Origin of the sequence: Coleofasciculus sp. F4-SAH-05 (genome assembly GCF_040222985.1) — a bacterium.
GTDB lineage: Bacteria > Cyanobacteriota > Cyanobacteriia > Cyanobacteriales > Coleofasciculaceae > Coleofasciculus > Coleofasciculus chthonoplastes.
This window is the reverse complement of record NZ_JAVKBY010000087.1, coordinates 56,481-73,563: the sequence shown is the minus strand read 5'-3', so window position 1 is coordinate 73,563 and position 17,083 is coordinate 56,481. Positions and strand designations below refer to the sequence as shown.

General features: G+C 46.7%; 15 protein-coding genes. 10 read left to right on the top strand and 5 right to left on the bottom strand.

Translation table 11 applies throughout. The features are described 5' to 3' along the window. The first annotated feature begins 17 nt into the window (after positions 1–17). The 6 genes from RIG27_RS10915 (at position 18) to RIG27_RS10890 (ending at position 8,510) form a co-directional block, all read left to right on the top strand. Positions 18–2,747, top strand: a complete 2,730-nt coding sequence (locus RIG27_RS10915; RefSeq protein WP_446345057.1) for an N-6 DNA methylase — start codon at positions 18–20, stop codon at positions 2,745–2,747. After that, positions 2,740–4,017, top strand: coding sequence for a restriction endonuclease subunit S (locus RIG27_RS10910; RefSeq protein WP_446345055.1), 1,278 nt, complete (start codon positions 2,740–2,742; stop codon positions 4,015–4,017). Before RIG27_RS10915 ends, RIG27_RS10910 begins: the two co-directional genes overlap by 8 nt. 66 nt (positions 4,018–4,083) lie before the next feature. After that, the gene (locus tag RIG27_RS10905; RefSeq protein ID WP_446345053.1) at positions 4,084–4,335 is read left to right on the top strand and encodes a FitA-like ribbon-helix-helix domain-containing protein; all 252 of its coding nucleotides are present in this window, start codon (positions 4,084–4,086) and stop codon (positions 4,333–4,335) included. After that, complete coding sequence (locus RIG27_RS10900) at positions 4,319–4,513, top strand: type II toxin-antitoxin system VapB family antitoxin (protein WP_446345051.1); 195 nt, start codon at positions 4,319–4,321, stop codon at positions 4,511–4,513. The genes RIG27_RS10905 and RIG27_RS10900 overlap by 17 nt, the downstream gene beginning before the upstream one ends. 32 nt (positions 4,514–4,545) lie before the next feature. Further along, positions 4,546–7,806: a type I restriction endonuclease subunit R gene (locus RIG27_RS10895; RefSeq protein WP_446345049.1), complete on the top strand. Its 3,261-nt coding sequence runs from the start codon at positions 4,546–4,548 to the stop codon at positions 7,804–7,806. Continuing rightward, positions 7,803–8,510, top strand: coding sequence for a M48 family metallopeptidase (locus RIG27_RS10890; protein ID WP_446345047.1), 708 nt, complete (start codon positions 7,803–7,805; stop codon positions 8,508–8,510). The genes RIG27_RS10895 and RIG27_RS10890 overlap by 4 nt, the downstream gene beginning before the upstream one ends. 46 nt (positions 8,511–8,556) lie before the next feature. Here RIG27_RS10890 and RIG27_RS10885 read toward each other — a convergent pair whose 3' ends face one another. The 3 genes from RIG27_RS10885 to fabI all read right to left on the bottom strand — a co-directional run bounded on the left by RIG27_RS10885 (position 8,557) and on the right by fabI (position 10,666). Further along, on the bottom strand, positions 8,557–9,156 hold the full coding sequence (locus RIG27_RS10885; RefSeq protein WP_446345045.1) for a type II toxin-antitoxin system PemK/MazF family toxin: 600 nt from the start codon (positions 9,154–9,156) through the stop codon (positions 8,557–8,559). A gap of 1 nt (position 9,157) precedes the next feature. After that, a complete protein-coding gene (locus RIG27_RS10880) occupies positions 9,158–9,637 on the bottom strand; it encodes a type II toxin-antitoxin system antitoxin SocA domain-containing protein (protein ID WP_446345147.1) in 480 nt (159 codons plus the stop codon). Between the two features lie 252 nt (positions 9,638–9,889). Next, a complete protein-coding gene (gene fabI, locus RIG27_RS10875; protein WP_446345043.1) occupies positions 9,890–10,666 on the bottom strand; it encodes an enoyl-ACP reductase FabI in 777 nt (258 codons plus the stop codon). A gap of 280 nt (positions 10,667–10,946) precedes the next feature. On the opposite strand from fabI, the gene ntcA reads away from it, so the two are divergent. Beyond that, positions 10,947–11,618, top strand: coding sequence for a global nitrogen regulator NtcA (gene ntcA / locus RIG27_RS10870; protein ID WP_044210879.1), 672 nt, complete (start codon positions 10,947–10,949; stop codon positions 11,616–11,618). A gap of 165 nt (positions 11,619–11,783) precedes the next feature. Here the strand turns inward: ntcA and RIG27_RS10865 are convergent, their stop codons facing one another. After that, positions 11,784–11,936, bottom strand: a complete 153-nt coding sequence (locus RIG27_RS10865) for a hypothetical protein (protein WP_446345041.1) — start codon at positions 11,934–11,936, stop codon at positions 11,784–11,786. A gap of 125 nt (positions 11,937–12,061) precedes the next feature. Continuing rightward, positions 12,062–14,185: a flavin-dependent dehydrogenase gene (locus RIG27_RS10860; protein WP_446345145.1), complete on the bottom strand. Its 2,124-nt coding sequence runs from the start codon at positions 14,183–14,185 to the stop codon at positions 12,062–12,064. 156 nt (positions 14,186–14,341) lie between these two features. Here RIG27_RS10860 and RIG27_RS10855 point away from each other — a divergent pair, with 156 nt between their 5' ends. The 3 genes from RIG27_RS10855 to RIG27_RS10845 all read left to right on the top strand — a co-directional run bounded on the left by RIG27_RS10855 (position 14,342) and on the right by RIG27_RS10845 (position 17,014). Then, complete coding sequence (locus RIG27_RS10855) at positions 14,342–14,608, top strand: hypothetical protein (protein WP_446345040.1); 267 nt, start codon at positions 14,342–14,344, stop codon at positions 14,606–14,608. Between the two features lie 141 nt (positions 14,609–14,749). Continuing rightward, entirely contained in the window at positions 14,750–14,884 is a 135-nt protein-coding gene (locus RIG27_RS10850; RefSeq protein WP_446345038.1) for a hypothetical protein, read from the top strand. A gap of 240 nt (positions 14,885–15,124) precedes the next feature. Next, the gene (locus RIG27_RS10845) at positions 15,125–17,014 is read left to right on the top strand and encodes a glycoside hydrolase family 9 protein (RefSeq protein ID WP_446345036.1); all 1,890 of its coding nucleotides are present in this window, start codon (positions 15,125–15,127) and stop codon (positions 17,012–17,014) included. The last annotated feature ends 69 nt before the right edge of the window (positions 17,015–17,083 follow it).

The window sequence follows — 17,083 nt, the reverse complement described above, 5'->3', positions numbered from 1 at the left end:
TTTTGCTCAGGTTATCGATGAAACTGACGCTTTCTCGCTTATACAATCTGTTGCTTACTGCTTGCGACGATCTGCGCGGTAGTATGGATGCTAGTGAGTACAAAGAGTATGTCTTTGGCATGTTGTTCTTGAAGCGGGCAAGCGATCTCTTTGACCAACGCCGTGCTGAGTTACAAGCAGAGTTAGCAGCTAGAGGCATGGCTGAAGAAGATATCGAGGTAGAGTTAGAAGACCCCGATAATTACTCTAGCAAATACTTCTATGTGCCACCTCGCGCCCGCTGGAATGAGGGCTGGCAAGAAGAAGTGATTGATGATAATGGTCAGCGTCAAATCGTCAAGCATCCGGCTCTCAAGCATGTTAAAAATAATGTCGGTACGACTCTTAATAAAGCTCTAGAGGCAATTGAAGATGCTAACCCGGATGTATTGGAAGATGTACTCAAGGGCATTAACTTCAACCGCAAAATCGGGCAGCGAACGCTGGACGACGATACATTGTCTGATTTTTTGCAGAACTTCGAGAAGATTCCTTTAAAAGACAGCGATTTTGAGTTTCCCGATCTGTTGGGGGCAGCTTACGAGTGGCTAATCAAATACTTTGCTGACTCGGCGGGCAAAAAGGCGGGAGAATTTTATACCCCAGCGGAGGTGGTGCGGGTTTGCGTCGAAATTTGTGACCCAGAGGAGGGGATGCGGGTATATGACCCTACTGTCGGCTCAGGCGGGATGCTGATTCAAATGCGGGACTATCTGCGGGAAAAGGGGAGAAATGCTGAGGAACTGGCTCTGTTTGGACAGGAGAAAATGGGGACAACCTGGTCTATCTGCAAGATGAATATGCTGCTGCATGGCATCTCCCATGCGGATATTCGTCAAGCGGATACCATCCGCGAACCCCAGCACTTGGACGAAAATAACGAACTCAAACGCTTTGATCGCGTTTTAGCCAATCCCCCCTTTAGCCAGAACTATATTAAAAAAGATCTGGTATTCACCGGACGGTTTCCGGTGATGATGCCGGAAAAGGGCAAAAAGGCTGACCTGATGTTTGTGCAGCACATGCTGGCGGTGTTGAAGCATGATGGTCGCTCGGCAACAGTAATGCCCCATGGTGTGCTATTTCGAGGGGGAGAGGAGCATGAAGCCCGCAAATACTTTATCAATCACGGTTATCTAGAAGCGATTATCGGTCTACCCAGTAACCTGTTTTATGGCACTGGGATTCCGGCGTGTATTCTCGTGCTGAATAAGATGGGGGCGACGACTCGCGATCGCGTCCTGTTTATCAATGCCGATCGCGAATACCGTGAGGGCAAAGCGCAGAACTTCCTGCGCCCCGAAGATGTTGATAAAATTGTCTATGCCTATCGCACTAAGGAAAACATTCCCGCCTATGCGCGGTTAGTGCCTAGGGCGGAGATTGCTGAGGAGGACTACAACTGCAATATCCGCCGCTATGTGGATAATGCCCCACCGCCCGAACCCCATGATGTGCGTGCCCATCTGCATGGGGGTGTGCCCAAGGTGGAAGTCGATAGCCTCAAGCACTTCTGGCAGAACTATGGGCAGTTGCGAGAGGATGCCTTTGTGCCCCGTGATCAGACTTATCTTGACTTTGCCCCAGTGCTGACGAGTAAGCGCGACATTGCCGACTTTGTGGCGACTCACCAAAGTGTGACGACGCGGCATGAACAGTTTATGGAAAGGCTAGAGGAGTGGTGGGAGGCAAATCTACCCGTTGTGGAGGCTCTAGCCCCCGATGCAGCGAATCAGGAAGCTCGCCCCCGGAATGTCTATATTATGCGGAATCGTTTGCTCAGGAGCATTGAAGAGAAATTAGCCAACCAGCAGTTACTCACGTCTTTTCAGGTGCGGGGGGCATTTGCCAACTATGTGGATATATTGAAGGCAGATTTTAAGTCCATTGCAGCCAGTGGTTGGGGGGCAGAACTGATTCCCGATGAGGATATTTTGCAGAGCCAGTTCCCGGAAGTTTTAGAGGAATTGGAGCAAGCGCAGACTCGGCTGGCGGAGTTACAGGCACTATTTGCTGCTGCCGATGCGGAAGATTTTGAGGATACCGACGACACGGGAGTATTGCCTAGTGAGGAGGTGAAAAGTCAAAAAGAGGAGTTGAAGACTTGGACGACGGAGTGGAAGGCGCAGATCAAACAGGTTAAAGCTTTGGCTGGCAATATCTTCACTGAAATTAAGGGGGCGAATTTGTTACCCCCAGGTGCTAAGAAAGGCTTTTATTGCACTGAAGGATTTACCCAAAAAGAGGTGCTGTTTACTAACGGTAATCGTATTCTGGAGCTTGCTGCTGATGTGGGTCATATCAGTGAGTATGCTATTCCTTTGAAAGAGGCAATGGAACGGGGACAACACGCCTATAATCAGGCAGCAAGGATTACCGCCAGCTTGGAGCGTCACAAGGCTTTAGAAGATGAAGTGAGAACGCTCCGGGCTAATATTAGGAGTATTGAGCATAATCGCGATGAACTGGTGCAAAGTGCCCGTGAAAAGATTTCTACGGATGAAGCTCGCACGGTGATTATTGAGCGTCTGCGGAAGACGCTGATGGAGATCTACGAAACCTATTTACGGGCGGATCAGCGGGCTTGTGTGCGGGCGGTTGAGAATTTGTGGGAGAAGTATGCGGTGACAGCGAAGGAGATTGAAGCGCAACGGGATACAGTAGCGCAGGAGTTACAGGCGTTTTTGGTGGAGTTGGGATATGAGTGAAGGAATAAAGCTTTCAGAAGTTTGTAAGATTAAAGGAGGTAGTGGCTTTCCTGAAAAATACCAAGGCAAAAAAGCGGGAAAATATCCCTTTATAAAGGTAAGTGACATGAACTTACCAGAAAATCGACAGACGATTACTAAAGCTAACAACTATGTGGATGACAATCTTGTCAAGTCTTTGGGCTTAACCGTTTTTCCGGAAAACACGATTGTTTTTGCGAAAGTTGGTGCAGCAGTTTATTTGAATAAAAGGAGAATTCTCTCTGAAGATACGATAATAGATAACAATATGATGGGGGTAGTACCACACCATATTGATTATTTTTTTCTATATTATTTACTACTCAATGTAGATTTATCTATATTTACTCAGCCGGGAGCTTTGCCTTCTGTTAACCAAAATATTGTTGGGAATTTACTTATACCTAACTATCGCCTTGAGCGGCAGATACATATCAGGAACATACTTGGTAGTATCGATCGCGCGATCGCACATACAGAAGCCCTGATCGAGAAATACCAGCAGATTAAGGCAGGGCTGATGCACGACTTGTTTACCCGTGGCATTGGTGCGGATGGCAAGCTGCGCCCTCCCCGTGACGAAGCGCCGGAGTTGTATCAGGAGAGTGCGATCGGTTGGATTCCAAAAGACTGGGAGATCAAGCTACTAGGAGAGCTTTGCAATATTACTTCAGGGGGAACACCAAATAGAAGTAAAAGTAAGTTTTGGGGAGGTAATATCCCGTGGATTAAAACTGGCGAAATCAAATATAACCGAATAGAAGATTCTGAAGAATACATAACAAAGGAAGGTCTTAATTCATCATCAGCAAAGCTTTTCCGTGAAGGCACAGTTGTTATGGCTATATACGGTGAAGGCAACACAAGGGGGAGAGTTGCAATACTTGGGATTGATTGTGCTTCAAATCAAGCTTGCGTTGGCTTTGAGTTTAATAATTTAGTTCAAAGTCAATTCATGTATTTTTTGTTTGAGCAGAAATATTGCGTTTTAAGAGACATGAGCAATGATGGCAGTCAAAAAAACTTAAGTGCAACACTCTTGAAAAATATGAGCATTGCTTTTCCTAGAAATCAGGATGAGCAAGAAAGAATTACAAACTTTCTGCTCTCCATAAATCAGAAAATTGAGCAAGAGAGAGAACATCGAACTAAGCTACACAAACAAAAGTCTGGCTTGATGCACGATTTACTCACTGGCAAAGTCCCAGTCAAAGTTGCATCTGATGAAGTGGATTATATTTCAAACTAGCCCTATCGCCTGTCCTGATAGCAATGCTATCATCAGCATAAGCAATCTCTTCAAAACCCCATCGCTATGGCTAATCTAATTGTTCGTAACATCGACGATGCCATTGTCAAAGCACTGAAACAACGGGCTAGTCGCCACGGCATCAGTGCCGAAGCCGAGCATCGCAAAATCTTGGAGCAAGTTCTATTGCATCCGCCCCAAAAATCCTTTGCTGAAGTGCTTCGCCTCATTCCCAATGTTGGCAAAGATACCGACTTTGAACGATCTTTGACAGTCTCATACCCCCCAAATCCCCCAAATCATGAAAACCAATATTGAAATAGACGAAGCCTTAATTGCCGATGCCCTGCAAACCACTGGGCTAACCACCACCGATCAAGTAATCGAGTTGGCTCTAAAAACGCTATTACAGCTCAAGCACCAAGAAAAAATCAAAGCTTTTCGAGGCAAGTTGTCCTGGGAGGGCGACCTCGACCTGATGAGGACAGATACATGATTTTAGTCGATTCCAGCCTTATCAGGTAGCTTATGTCTGAATACACCGAAGTCGAACAGCCATTTCTACAGCAATTACAAACCCTCAGTTGGCAAATTATCGACCAGGGCGCACAAATCCCCAGTGACCCCACCAAAAGCCTACGGGCTAACTTTCGCCAGTGGCTACTACCCCAGGTCTTTAACCAATCCGTCGCAGCCCTCAACACTAACGCCGACGGCACTTCCTGGCTCACTCCCAAACAACTCCAAGACCTGCAAGACCAAATCCTGCGCCAGCCCAACCGCACCCTCCTCGAAGCTAACGAAGCCATTCAAAAACTGCTGTTCAAGTCCCAAGTCGATGTCAACGAACAAACCGGGGAAGAAGACCCTGTAGTAAAACTGATCGACTTTGCAAATCCCCAAAACAACCAGTTTCACGCCATCAACCAGTTCCGCATCGATACACCGGGCTGCGTTAAGCAATACATCATTCCCGACATTGTGCTATTCGTGAACGGCATCCCCCTGGTGGTGGTTGAGTGTAAAAAAGGCAGTGCCACCTGCGCTAACCCCATGTCCGCAGCCTTTGAGCAGCTCCAGCGTTACATGAACCAGCGAGAAGAGACCACCCGGCATGGTTTACGGGAAGGAGAACCGCGCCTGTTTCATCCCAATCTGTTCATTGTTCGCAGCACAGGCGTTGAAGCTGACTATGGTACGATCACCTCCGAAGCAGAGCATTTCTATCCCTGGAAAACCCAGTATCCTCAACCAGAGAGTACCGCCGCAGGGCTGAACCAACAACAGCAACTCATCAACGGTATGCTCAATAAAACCAACCTACTGAGCATCTTGCGGACTTCTAGCGTCTTTATGGACAGCGATAGCGGTCCCCGCATTAAGGTGGTGTGCCGTTACCAACAGTTTCGAGCAGCCAACAAAATTATCGAACGTCTACGCCAAGGTCAAACCGCAGCCGAAAAAAGTGGTGTTGTCTGGCACACCCAAGGATCGGGCAAAAGCCTAACTATGGTATTTGTGGCGCGGATGCTGCGAGCATCGTCAGACCTGAGCGACTACAAAATCGTGCTGATTAACGATCGCGTCGATCTCGAAAAGCAGTTGTCTAAAACCGCCACCCTGATTGGCGGGCGGGTTTATCCGATTGAAAGCACCCAAGCCCTCCGAGACCACCTATCAACGGATGCCTCCGATATCAATATGGTGATGGTGCATAAGTTTCAGCAGCGCGATCGGGTCATGCCTCTGAAAGTTGCCGAAGCCCTAGGCACTTATCGCCCTATTCCTAGCAACCAGACTTTTGGCGTAGTCAATCACTCCTCCCGCATCGTGCTGATGATTGACGAGGCTCACCGCACCCAAAGCTCCGACCTGGGCGATAACGTCTTTGAAGCCTTTCCCAACGCTGCCCGTCTTGCCTTCACTGGCACCCCCCTCATTACCGAGCGACACGGTGAAAAGAAAACCCATAAACGCTTTGGCAGCTACATCGACACCTATCGGCTTATGGATGCCGTACCCGACGGCACTACGCTACAAATTTTGTACGAAGGTCGTACCTCCGACGATGCCCTCAACGATAAACACGGCTTTGAAACCCGCTTTGAAAATCTCTTTCGCGATCGCAGTGACGAAGAGTTACTAGCAATCAAGAAGAAATACGGGGCGACAGGCGACTTGTTAGAAGCCGAGCAACGGATTAGCGCGATCGCCCAAGACCTGGTGAAACACTACCTAGAAAATATTTTTCCTAACGGCTTTAAAGCCCAAGTGGTGTGCCATTCTAAACTCGCTGCTGTGCGTTATCAAAAAGCAATCCATCAAGCCTTAGCCGACACCGTAGCCCGCTTAAAAGCGCAACCTAACCCCGACCTCGAACTGATCCGCAAAGTACGCTTCCTCAAGGCAGCAGTGGTAATCTCCGGCAGTGGCACTAATGAGCCTACCTACGTCACCGAAGCCCGCCAGCAAGTCCGAGCTTGGAATGCCGTCGATAACTTTTGCCGTCCCTTCGACTTTGACGATCCCGATAAGCCTCATACTGGCATTGCCTTTTTGGTTGTGTGTGACATGCTACTCACGGGCTTTGATGCCCCCATTGAGCAGGTGATGTATATCGATAAAAAAATGAAAGAGCATACATTGCTACAAGCGATCGCCCGCACCAACCGAGTCAAGAAAGGCAAACAGCGGGGCTACATCGTCGATTACATCGGTCTCACCGAAAATTTGACAGAGGCTCTGACTCTGTATGCAGCCACTAATGAACAACAGGAATTGGCTCAGGGCTTAAAAAGCATTGCCTCTGAGATGCCCGTGTTAGAGGAGCGATACCAACGCCTGCTACAGCTATTTGCAGAGCATAAGGTCGCCAAAGTACGGGACTATGCCGAAGGGAACCTAGAGACCATCCAAGCAGATGCTGCTGTGGTTCATGAGGCGGTTAAGCTACTCAAAAACGAGAAAATCCGGGCTGACTTTGAGGTCTATCTGAAAAAATTCCTGGCAAGTCTGGATATTATCCTGCCCAACCCCATTGCTCAAAAATACCGAGTGCCTGCCAAACGGTTGGGCTATATCCTCCAAGTCACCAAAGAGCGTTACAAAGACACTAGCCTCAACCTGGGCGACGCTGGCAAAAAAGTCCGGGATCTAATCAACGAGCATTTGATTAGTCTGGGCATCAACCCCAAAGTGCCTCCCGTAGAGCTGCTATCGCCAGACTTTATGGCGCAACTTAACCAGCACGCAGGCAACAACGACGAAGCCAAGGCTAGTGAAATGGAGCACGCCATCCGCAAGCATTGCACTGTCCACCACGATGAAGACCCAGCCTTTTATCAAAGCCTATCAGAGAAAGTCGAGTACCTGATCGAAGAATATCACGACCGCTGGGACAAGCTCGCCAAAGAGTTAGAGAAAATCCGCGAAGAGGCGATCGCGGGTCGTCAGCAGGGTGAAGAGGGCATGAGTAAAGAAGCAACAACCTTCTACGAACACATCGCCAACCAGGTCTTTGAAAATGGAGAGATACCCCCAGATGCCAAACCCAAGATCAAGGTGCTGATGGAAGCAGTTGTCGAAACCTTACAAGATAGTATTGGCAGCATCGATTTCTGGAATAATAGCGATAAGCAAAAGCGAACCCGCAGTGAAATCAAGACTGCACTTACCCTTACTGGCATTGTCGAGTTGAAAGTAAATCGTGAACGGATCGCCGTTGAAATTATGAAACTCGCCAAAAACCGACACAACGAACTATTGAAAGGTACAACTGACAACCCATGAATATCCGCTGTGTCAGAGATATAGAATACCAGTTACTACCTGGTAGCCCGCGTAAAACCACCGATATTGTGATTGAGCGTGATGGCAGAGTAACCTTGCGCCCACCGATTGATTACACCCCGGAACAAGCCGATGCAGTAGTAGAAAGCAAGCGTCTATGGATCTACCGCAACTTAGCTGAATGGAAAGACCTCAATGCCAGTGCCGTAGTGCGCGAGTGGGTCAACGGTGAAACTTTTCTGTACCTGGGTCGTACTTATCGTTTGGCATTAGTATCAAATCAAGACCGTGCCCTCAAGCTCAAAGAAGGCTACTTTCGCTTAGATCGTCAAGTCGTTGAGCAAGGCGGTAATGCAGCAGCAAAACAAGCATTTATATCGTATTTCATCGAGAAGGGTCAGCAACGTTTTCGCGATCGCGTCAAATATTTTGCTCCTAAAGTCGGCGTTCAGCCTGGGGGAGTCAAAGTCAAAGACATGGGCTACCGCTGGGCTAGTTGTGGCAAAAGTGGCTGGCTTAATTTTCATTGGAAAGGCATGATGGCATCACCCAGAATTATTGATTACATTGTGGTTCATGAGCTATGCCATTTCCACCACCGTAATCATAGCGATCTCTTCTGGAACGAAGTAGATAAGGTGATGCCCGACTACCGGGAGAGAAAAGAGTGGCTTAGAAAAAATGGTGCCAGTTTGACCGTATAGGCAACTTAGACCATCGCATCGACAATTTGAGAATACTGTTGTTTTATCAAAAACCTAGAAATTCATCGATGAGGTTGTTTCGCTCATCTTCAGATAACTGATAAAATACCTTTTTAGTCAACTCTGGAGAGGCATTTTTTGAAAACCAGTCCCCATCAGGATTATCTTGTATTACCAAAAAATAGTGTAATCGTTTCTCTATCGCCTCTTTGTCTGATTTGTCTAACTGTCCTATGCGCTTCAACCAATGATGGTTAGAATCTTTAAAACAGTTACCATCAACGGTGTATATTTGATGTATTAAAGCATAATATTCAGTATCAAGATTATTCCTTTGAGTTGGATTAATCGGGTAAACCGTTGGTAAACCCTTGTATATCTCTCGTGAACTCAATGGGATAATTGCAAATGTCTGCATGTCATCCGAGTTATTTCTAAATTGCTCACTTGTCCAAACAAGGTGAGGATGACTGCCTCTCAAAACTCGACTAGCATTAAGCTTTTCTGTACAATCTTTATGATTACACTCGATCTGACTGGGTTCTTTTAAATCATAAATATGAACATGACCCTGCTTACAGCGCAAAGAAACACGATCAGGATTAATCAAGTAGATCCATCCTTGCCGAGGTTTTTGTCCAGCCATTTTACAAACCTAACTCACTCACCAATTTTTCTCGTTCGGCGTTTAAATTAAGCTTAACTGTTTCTTCAGCTTGATGAATTTGCCTCATTTCCAGCATTGGAGCCGTATTATGTACATAATCTAATAACTGTTCAAATTTTGCGGCACTAGCCCACTCTCTTCTAATGTTATCAAGCATTAGTTTTAGACCCAAAGGTAAATTTATATCAGTTGTGATATCTGCTTCTATGCCTAGTCTAATAAAGGTAATCCTGCCTTCAGCTTCCTGGGCAATCTCTTTCTCGTCCATTTGACTGAGAGCTGCGTCTATATCTTCATGCCAGGGACTATGGTGGTAGTAACACCAGTTTAATTCAGTAAGCTGCTTTCCTGTCCATTTAACCGTATAAAGATCAGCCAAATATAAAAAATTAATGAGCTGTGTTTTTGTGATATGTCCTTTTGTCTTATAGACAAAATATTTGATGAGTTGCTTCAACATCATTCCTTTTAATGCTGATACCTAGATCGTCAGTCAAGTATTATGAGAAACCGGGTTTCTCGCGAAGATGACAGAAATAAGCTGTTCGGCATTTAAACCTTAATGTCAATAATGGCAAAATCCTTGTAGTGCGTTAAGCGAAGCCATGCCGCAGGCTTTGCATCTTGCTCGCTACCTATTCCCAATTTAAATGCATGACAGCTTATCAAGCTTTCACCCAAAGAAACCCAGTTTCTTGACCGAGGCATCCAATTACATACCCATGATTTCATATCCAGCATCGACATATAAAACCTGACCCGTGATCCCACTGGCGAGATCACTCGATAAGAAGGTGGCGGTATTGCCAACTTCTAGCTGGGTAACGGTTCGTCGTAGGGGTGCTACCTGTTCCACATGATGAATCATATCCAAGATGCCGCCCACCGCTGAAGACGCTAGGGTGCGGATTGGACCAGCGGAAATCGCATTGACCCGAATATTACTCGGTCCCAATTCGGCGGCGAGATAACGGACGCTCATCTCCAATCCCGACTTGGCAATCCCCATGACATTATAATTGGGGATCACCTTCACGCCGCCAAGATAAGTCAAGGTAACGATACTTCCCCCCTCTTTCATTAGGGGTTTAGCAGCATCGGCTAGTCGGGTGAGGGAATAGGTACTAATTTCTAAGGCTGTGGTAAACCCTTGTCGCGAGGTTTGGCTAAATTCTCCCGATAAGTCCTCTTTATTGGCAAAGGCAAGGCAATGGATGAGGATATCCAGTTTACCCCACTGCTTCCCAATCGACTCAAAAGTGGCGTCAATTTGAGCATCATCCTGGACGTTACAGGGTAAGAAGACACTTGGTTGTAGCGGTTCTACCAAGTCTCTGACTTTCTTCTCATAGCGTCCCTTCTCATCGGGTAAATAGGTGACTCCCAACTCCGCACCCGCTTGGTGCAACTGTTGGGCAATGCCCCAGGCGATTGATCGATTGTTGGCAATCCCAGTCACTAGGGCATTCTTTCCAGTCAAATTCAGCATAGGTATCTTAATTCTTCAAGACAATAAAACAAAGAATAACCGTGTTTGGGCGATGTTCGTTGTATGATAACGCCAAACCGTTAGCTATCAACTCAATTCGTCAGGTGTCCGTTGACATCTCACCTCATTATGTAACAATTGGTACAAAAAACCTATTGGGACTCAGATTAAGTATTCTTGAATACAATATAGAGATCGTTCATTGAGCCGATTTTGGAGTCTCAAGCTTCATCGGCGATCACTTAGAAGTCAGTAAGGCTTTGGCGCAAGGGTAATAGGTATGGTCGTAATGCAAGATAGACCGTTAGCAGCTGTGTTCCGTCAAATCGGCGGAAGCTCATTTCCTCCCGTTGTTGAAACCTTTGAGCGGGGCAAAACTATTTTTTTCCCAGGAGATCCCGCTGAACGGGTCTACTTTCTAATGAAAGGCGCTGTGAAGCTTTCCCGGGTATATGAGGCGGGGGAAGAAATTACAGTTGCTTTGTTGCGGGAAAATAGTGTATTTGGGGTATTGTCATTGATTACCGGTCACCGCTCTGATCGGTTTTACCATGCGGTAGCGTTTACCCCGGTTGAACTGCTTTCAGCTCCGATTGACCAGGTAGAGCAAGCGCTCAAGGACAACCCAGAGCTATCTATGTTGATGCTCCAGGGACTGTCCTCGCGGATTTTACAGACGGAAATGATGATCGAGACATTGGCTCACCGGGATATGGGATCTCGCTTGGTCAGTTTTTTATTGATTCTCTGCCGTGACTTTGGGGTTCCTGGCAAGGATGGGATTACCATTGACTTGAAGCTATCCCATCAAGCGATCGCGGAAGCGATTGGCTCCACCCGAGTAACCGTCACTCGTCTACTGGGGGATTTGCGAACGGATCAAATGATTTCTATTCAAAAGAAAAAAATCACGGTTCACAACCCTGTAGTGCTGAGTCAGCAGTTCACGTAGGCGTTGTAGACAATTTACGTATTGTTCAGGTTCATCAATTTTGAATGCGAGAGGCTTCACCTTGATTCAATTGATGAACTTTAAGCTGCATTGCGTTGACAATCGTTTGGGCGATTGCCAGTAGGACAAACTCCCCAACTAAGCCGAGAACTGGAGATATCAGGTTTAGGGACGCCGCAAGACTTGAATTTTGGACTCTTGATTCTCTGAACTCTCGGTTATTCCAGCTAAGAGTTTGTCATCTGAACTAACCACCAAATCACTCATTTTTTCATGCTCTAATGTAGCTTCTAGCTCCGCTGTTTGTAGATTCCACACTTTAAGCTTCCGTCGGATGAAATCTCAACCCCATTGATAGTCTCAGTATGTCCTGCCAGGAGTTGAGGCGGTTGGTTAGTGGGATAGTGGCGCTGTACCAGGGTGAAGTTGCATGGGTTAAACCCTCAAGAATCAAAGGCTTTCTTTTGACCCCCATGGGTCACTAATTCATCCTGATTTGATGCTTCACGCTGCACCTGTTCCGGACTTCCCATACCCGTTGTTATCGCATAATGTTGGGCTAACAGTCGCAACCATAGGGCGGGATAATGCTTTTCAATCCAGGGTTGTAAGCGGCGAATCAGATTCGGGAACCACCCCTTAAGGAATCCACTCACTATAGCATTTCCAGTAAACGTGAAGTAGCTCCCCAGCCAGCGTAAGAAATCCTTTGTCCCTGCCATGTCCCAAATCCAAAAAATCAGGGCAGGATTACGTCTAGCTGCTTTTAATGCTAGTCGGTTGAAGGTTAACCAATCAAAACGGTCTTTAATAAAGGTATCAGCAACCTCTGGCGGTTCATCAGCTAAAAGCCCAAAGAAGGTATTTAGCATGGCATTAACCCGTTGGGGAGGCAAATGACGCCCGGTTGGCACCATCATGCCTTTGGAAAAGAGCCAGGTGACTGCAATATTGCTTTGATGAGCGCGAATTTGGTTTAAATCTTTGGCAGTTAGGAGATTATGCCGCAGGGCGGTATCGAGTAAGTCGGTTAACCGATACAGGTTACGCACCAGGGAACCAAATCCGGTAAACACCAGAGGCGATTGTAGGGAAGCCGCATCCCCAATGGTAACCAGCCGATCAAACGCCACCGTGCGATCGCGACTGCTGATGCTAAAGTGTCCAGGAATATAGCCGAATGTGGGTTTCTTCCACACCAATTTTTCTACGTCGCAGCGGCGGTACTCTGGCAGAATTGTAAAAAAGTCTTCATACATTTCTAATAAAGAGCCAGGATTCTCAGGATGCATCTGATGGTAGTGGAACAAATAAATCGTCAGTTCCTGCCCTGCTCCCGGAAACAGTTCCCAAATCAACTGCCGTCCCCGGGAAATGTCGCCGTGGCTATTGAGAACGTCTCCATAGTTAGAATCCCACACCCCTGGCTCGAATCCACTGGCAATCACCGCACCGACGGTGGGGCAGACGCTATCAAACGCCCTGCCTCCATTCAGTTGCCAAGCGATGGGGGAAGCGGTACCCATGGCATCGACTAAAAGCCGTCCTCTGGCTTGTCGGGGGGTTTGGCTGGGCAGATGCTGTAGACTGACGACAACTTCCTCTGGCGTGATCTCTGCCCGGATAAACTCCGTCTCATCCCAGATGTCGCCGCCGGCTTTTTGTAACTTTTCTCCACATAATTGTAACAATTTCTCTGAATCAATTGCCACATTGAGTACTGTTGGTGTATTTAATACAGGTGCTTTTAGATGAGGAGGATTGTTGCCATCAAAGAATTTGTTGAAGCCATCGATATATTCTCTGGCGATCATGGCTTCAAACTCATCGGGCTTAAATAACCCCAAATCGATGAGACTCTGAAACTCAGACCGGGAAATATTCCATTCTCGGTTCATGCGCCCAAAGGGTAATCGTTCTACCAGTAGAACTCGATACCCCCGTTGTGCCATCACAGCGGCGTGAATGACTCCCAGGGCGCCACCGATGTAAATCAGGTCATAAGTGGAATTGGAGTAGCTGCTTCCTCGAAGCTGTGTCGGTTCCTCGGTTGTCTTAAACACCACTTGTTTAGGCTGCTGTGGATTCCGTACCCCTTCGCGCCATCGTTTTTCCCACCAATAGACGCGGTTGAGGTCATATTCCCCTTTGGGCATTTTTTGGAAGAAATGAACTGTCTGGGGATAATAGGGCGCCAGCGCCTCAAAGATAGACTGTTGGGATAAATCGACCTCTGGGGGTTCAGGATAGCGATAGGGAAACTGACGGCGTAAGTCCCCGGTCAGCTTCTGGAGTAATTGCCGTTCGAGAGCGATCGCGCGATCGCAAGAGCGAAAGGCTTTCAAGTAGGTGGTTCGCTGCACCGACCAAACAAAAATGGAGATTTCCGGAATCGGGACGCAAATCGGTGTAGATGAATTGGCTGAAGGCGCATGTTCAATTTGTACCAGGATACCATCCAGGGTTATCGTTTTCTTCCCCAGCTCAAAGTGCCAGTCCTGCTGCAACCAGGTGCGAACAGCGTCGGTATCGGGGTTCGGTATTTCTACGTAGAGCAGTTCTTTCATCGGAGTGATCTGTTTCGCTGAGGAATTAGGCAAGATGACGGAGGTGACTTGAAGCAAAATACGCTACACTTCCTGATACTGATTGGTTTAATATTAGTAAAAAAAGTTTACATTCTTCTCATTTTCGGTAAATTAGGGTGCTTTTGTTAACTCGCCATGAATTATCCCATCCCAGTTAGTCCCCAAGAAATGGCGGCTCTCCGTCAAAAACCAGTGAACGAAGAATTAGTGGCTGCGGCAATTGCCGGTGTCATTCAGATTGCCCGTTCTCAAGGACAGTCCTTAGACGAGCTTACCGCCGAAGTGCTAGCGGAAGATAGTGTCTTAGATCAGGCACAACGACGCTGGCTTAGTGATATTGTCGCCCAAGCCTGGAATATTATGCCATCCATAGAGGCGGTGGGGAGTATCTCGGTGTCTTGAGGATGTCAAGCGGTGTCAATCATCGCTTGACCTCAGGTTGCGATCGCGTCATTATTGTAATTCTAGTGTTGACGGTTGGTTAGTGGGTATTTGCCGCCTATTTTGTCACGGTTCGTAGTCAGGACTTTAACCTAGACTTTGTTGGCTTTCATACCTCAACCCTGGAAATTTTCTATTGATGCCAATACTATCCGTATCTACCCGGACTATTCCCGTCGTTTACCCATAATAGATCCCGATAACCATACGTGGATAGTTGAAGCCGCGCTGCGCTAGGTAAGCTAAAGCTTTTGCCACGGGATTTTTCTTTGTCCAGTAAAATATATCTTAATTAAAGATTTAATGAAACATTAGCAATTGAGTGAATTCTCTGATGGCTTCAGGAACTGACTAAGCTAGGATGAGATTAATCTGGATAACCCCAACGTTATGTTTAAAGCCCGTACTCTGATTAAATTCCTGATTATTTTTTTACTGACGGTCTTTATTTTAACCTTTAATTGCCTTCATTATTGGATGTTCGATGTCTTCAATGTTTTGGGTCAAAACTCCCTGGCAGGCAATCAGTACAATTACGGTGAGGTATTGCAGAAAGCGGTTTATTTTTATGATGTGCAGCGCTCCGGAAAACTGCCTGCCAATAATCGAGTGGAATGGCGAGGGGATTCGGCTTTAACCGATGGCGCGGATAATGGGATTGACTTAACTGGAGGCTGGTATGATGCCGGGGATCATCTAAAATTTGGCTTTCCCATGGCAGCTTCAACCACACTGCTGGCTTGGGGCGTCATTGAATACGAAGACGCTTATAAAGAAAGTGGTCAATATAACGCCATGCTGGATAATTTACGCTGGGTTAATGACTATTTTATTAAAGCCCATCCTGCGCCAACAGTGTTGTGGGGTCAGGTGGGTAAAGGGAGTTTAGATCATGGGTGGTGGGGGGCGGCGGAGGTGATGCCAATGGAGCGCCCTTCCTATAAAATTGATGCCACTTGTCCGGGTTCAGATTTAGCTGGAGAAACCGCCGCCGCGATGGCAGCTTCAGCTATGGTTTTTCAAGCAGCCGATGCGAATTATGCCCAAACTCTGCTCAAACATGCCCAGGAACTCTACGACTTTGCTGAGCAATATCCGGGCAATTATTCCGATTGTATTACCGAGGCGGCGGAGTATTATCAATCCAGTGGGTATACCGATGAACTGGTTTGGGGTGCAGCATGGCTTTATCGAGCTACACAAATACCGGAGTATTTACAAAAAGCTGAAGCCTATTATGAGCAGTTAAGGGATCAACCTAATGCGACTCTCGCTTATAATTGGACGCATACCTGGGATGATAAATCTTATGGCAGTTATGTCTTATTAGCTGAATTAACCGGAAAAACCAAGTATCGACAAGACGCCGAACGTTGGTTAGACTATTGGTGCGATCGCTGTCAGTGGCAGCACATCTCTTATACTCCAGGAGGACTGGCTTGGCTGGATGAATGGGGTTCGTTAAGATATACGGCAAAAACGGCATTTTTAGCCTTTATTTATGGGGACTCAGTAGACTCGGCTTGGAAGCGACGAAAGTATCATGCCTTTGCCGAACGGCAGATTAATTATATGTTAGGATCGAATCCAGATCAGCGGAGTTATGTGGTTGGATTTGGCAATAACCCACCCAGACAACCCCATCATCGAACAGCCCATGGTTCTTGGGCAAATAGTAAAGAAATTCCGGAAGAAACGCGGCATATTTTGTATGGAGCCTTAGTGGGTGGACCCGATCAGCAGGATAATTATATCGATGAACGATCTAATTTTCAGATGACTGAAGTTGCCACAGATTATAATGCCGGATTTACGGGGGCTGTGGCGAAACTCTATCAGAAATATGGGGGTAAACCCTTAGCCAATTTTCCGGAACCAGAACAACGAAGTGATGAATTTTTTGTCGAAGCGCAAGGAAATCAACTGAGTGATAATTTAATGGAGGTTCAAGCCACAATTTATAACCAATCCGCGTGGCCCGCCCGAATTATTCCTAATTTATCGTTTCGCTATTTTATCGATAGTAGTGAGGTGATTGAAGCCGGAGTCAACCCAACGGATATTACAGTCAATGTCAGTTCTGAATCAGGAATAACGGTATCTGGACTCAATCCTTGGCAAAATTCGCCAACGATTTATTATATTCAGGTGGATGTGGATGGGACACAACTCTATCCTGGGGGAGAAACTTATTATAAAAAAGATGTCCAATTTCAGCTGAATACGCCGACAGGTATCTGGACCATGAATAACGATTGGTCGTACCAAGAGGTGCTAGAACAAGCCGGGAAGGGCAAACGTACTCATATTCCGGTTTATAATAGTGGACAATTAATTTGGGGAATTGAACCGTCAAAGGAGGGATGAAATCAAATGTAGGGGTGACCCCCTGGCATCAATAAACAACTCCAGAAACAGGGCGGGTTTATATAAGGT

What these genes read in the sequence shown, in the direction of transcription:
- RIG27_RS10915 (WP_446345057.1), top strand. Translation starts at nt 18, where the DNA reads ATGAAACTGACGCTTTCTCGCTTATACAATCTGTTGCTTACTGCTTGC.
- RIG27_RS10910 (WP_446345055.1), top strand. Translation starts at nt 2,740, where the DNA reads ATGAGTGAAGGAATAAAGCTTTCAGAAGTTTGTAAGATTAAAGGAGGT.
- RIG27_RS10905 (WP_446345053.1), top strand. Translation starts at nt 4,084, where the DNA reads ATGGCTAATCTAATTGTTCGTAACATCGACGATGCCATTGTCAAAGCA.
- RIG27_RS10900 (WP_446345051.1), top strand. Translation starts at nt 4,319, where the DNA reads ATGAAAACCAATATTGAAATAGACGAAGCCTTAATTGCCGATGCCCTG.
- RIG27_RS10895 (WP_446345049.1), top strand. Translation starts at nt 4,546, where the DNA reads ATGTCTGAATACACCGAAGTCGAACAGCCATTTCTACAGCAATTACAA.
- RIG27_RS10890 (WP_446345047.1), top strand. Translation starts at nt 7,803, where the DNA reads ATGAATATCCGCTGTGTCAGAGATATAGAATACCAGTTACTACCTGGT.
- RIG27_RS10885 (WP_446345045.1), bottom strand. Translation starts at nt 9,156, where the DNA reads ATGGCTGGACAAAAACCTCGGCAAGGATGGATCTACTTGATTAATCCT.
- RIG27_RS10880 (WP_446345147.1), bottom strand. Translation starts at nt 9,637, where the DNA reads ATGTTGAAGCAACTCATCAAATATTTTGTCTATAAGACAAAAGGACAT.
- fabI (WP_446345043.1), bottom strand. Translation starts at nt 10,666, where the DNA reads ATGCTGAATTTGACTGGAAAGAATGCCCTAGTGACTGGGATTGCCAAC.
- ntcA (WP_044210879.1), top strand. Translation starts at nt 10,947, where the DNA reads ATGGTCGTAATGCAAGATAGACCGTTAGCAGCTGTGTTCCGTCAAATC.
- RIG27_RS10860 (WP_446345145.1), bottom strand. Translation starts at nt 14,185, where the DNA reads ATGAAAGAACTGCTCTACGTAGAAATACCGAACCCCGATACCGACGCT.
- RIG27_RS10855 (WP_446345040.1), top strand. Translation starts at nt 14,342, where the DNA reads ATGAATTATCCCATCCCAGTTAGTCCCCAAGAAATGGCGGCTCTCCGT.
- RIG27_RS10845 (WP_446345036.1), top strand. Translation starts at nt 15,125, where the DNA reads ATGTTCGATGTCTTCAATGTTTTGGGTCAAAACTCCCTGGCAGGCAAT.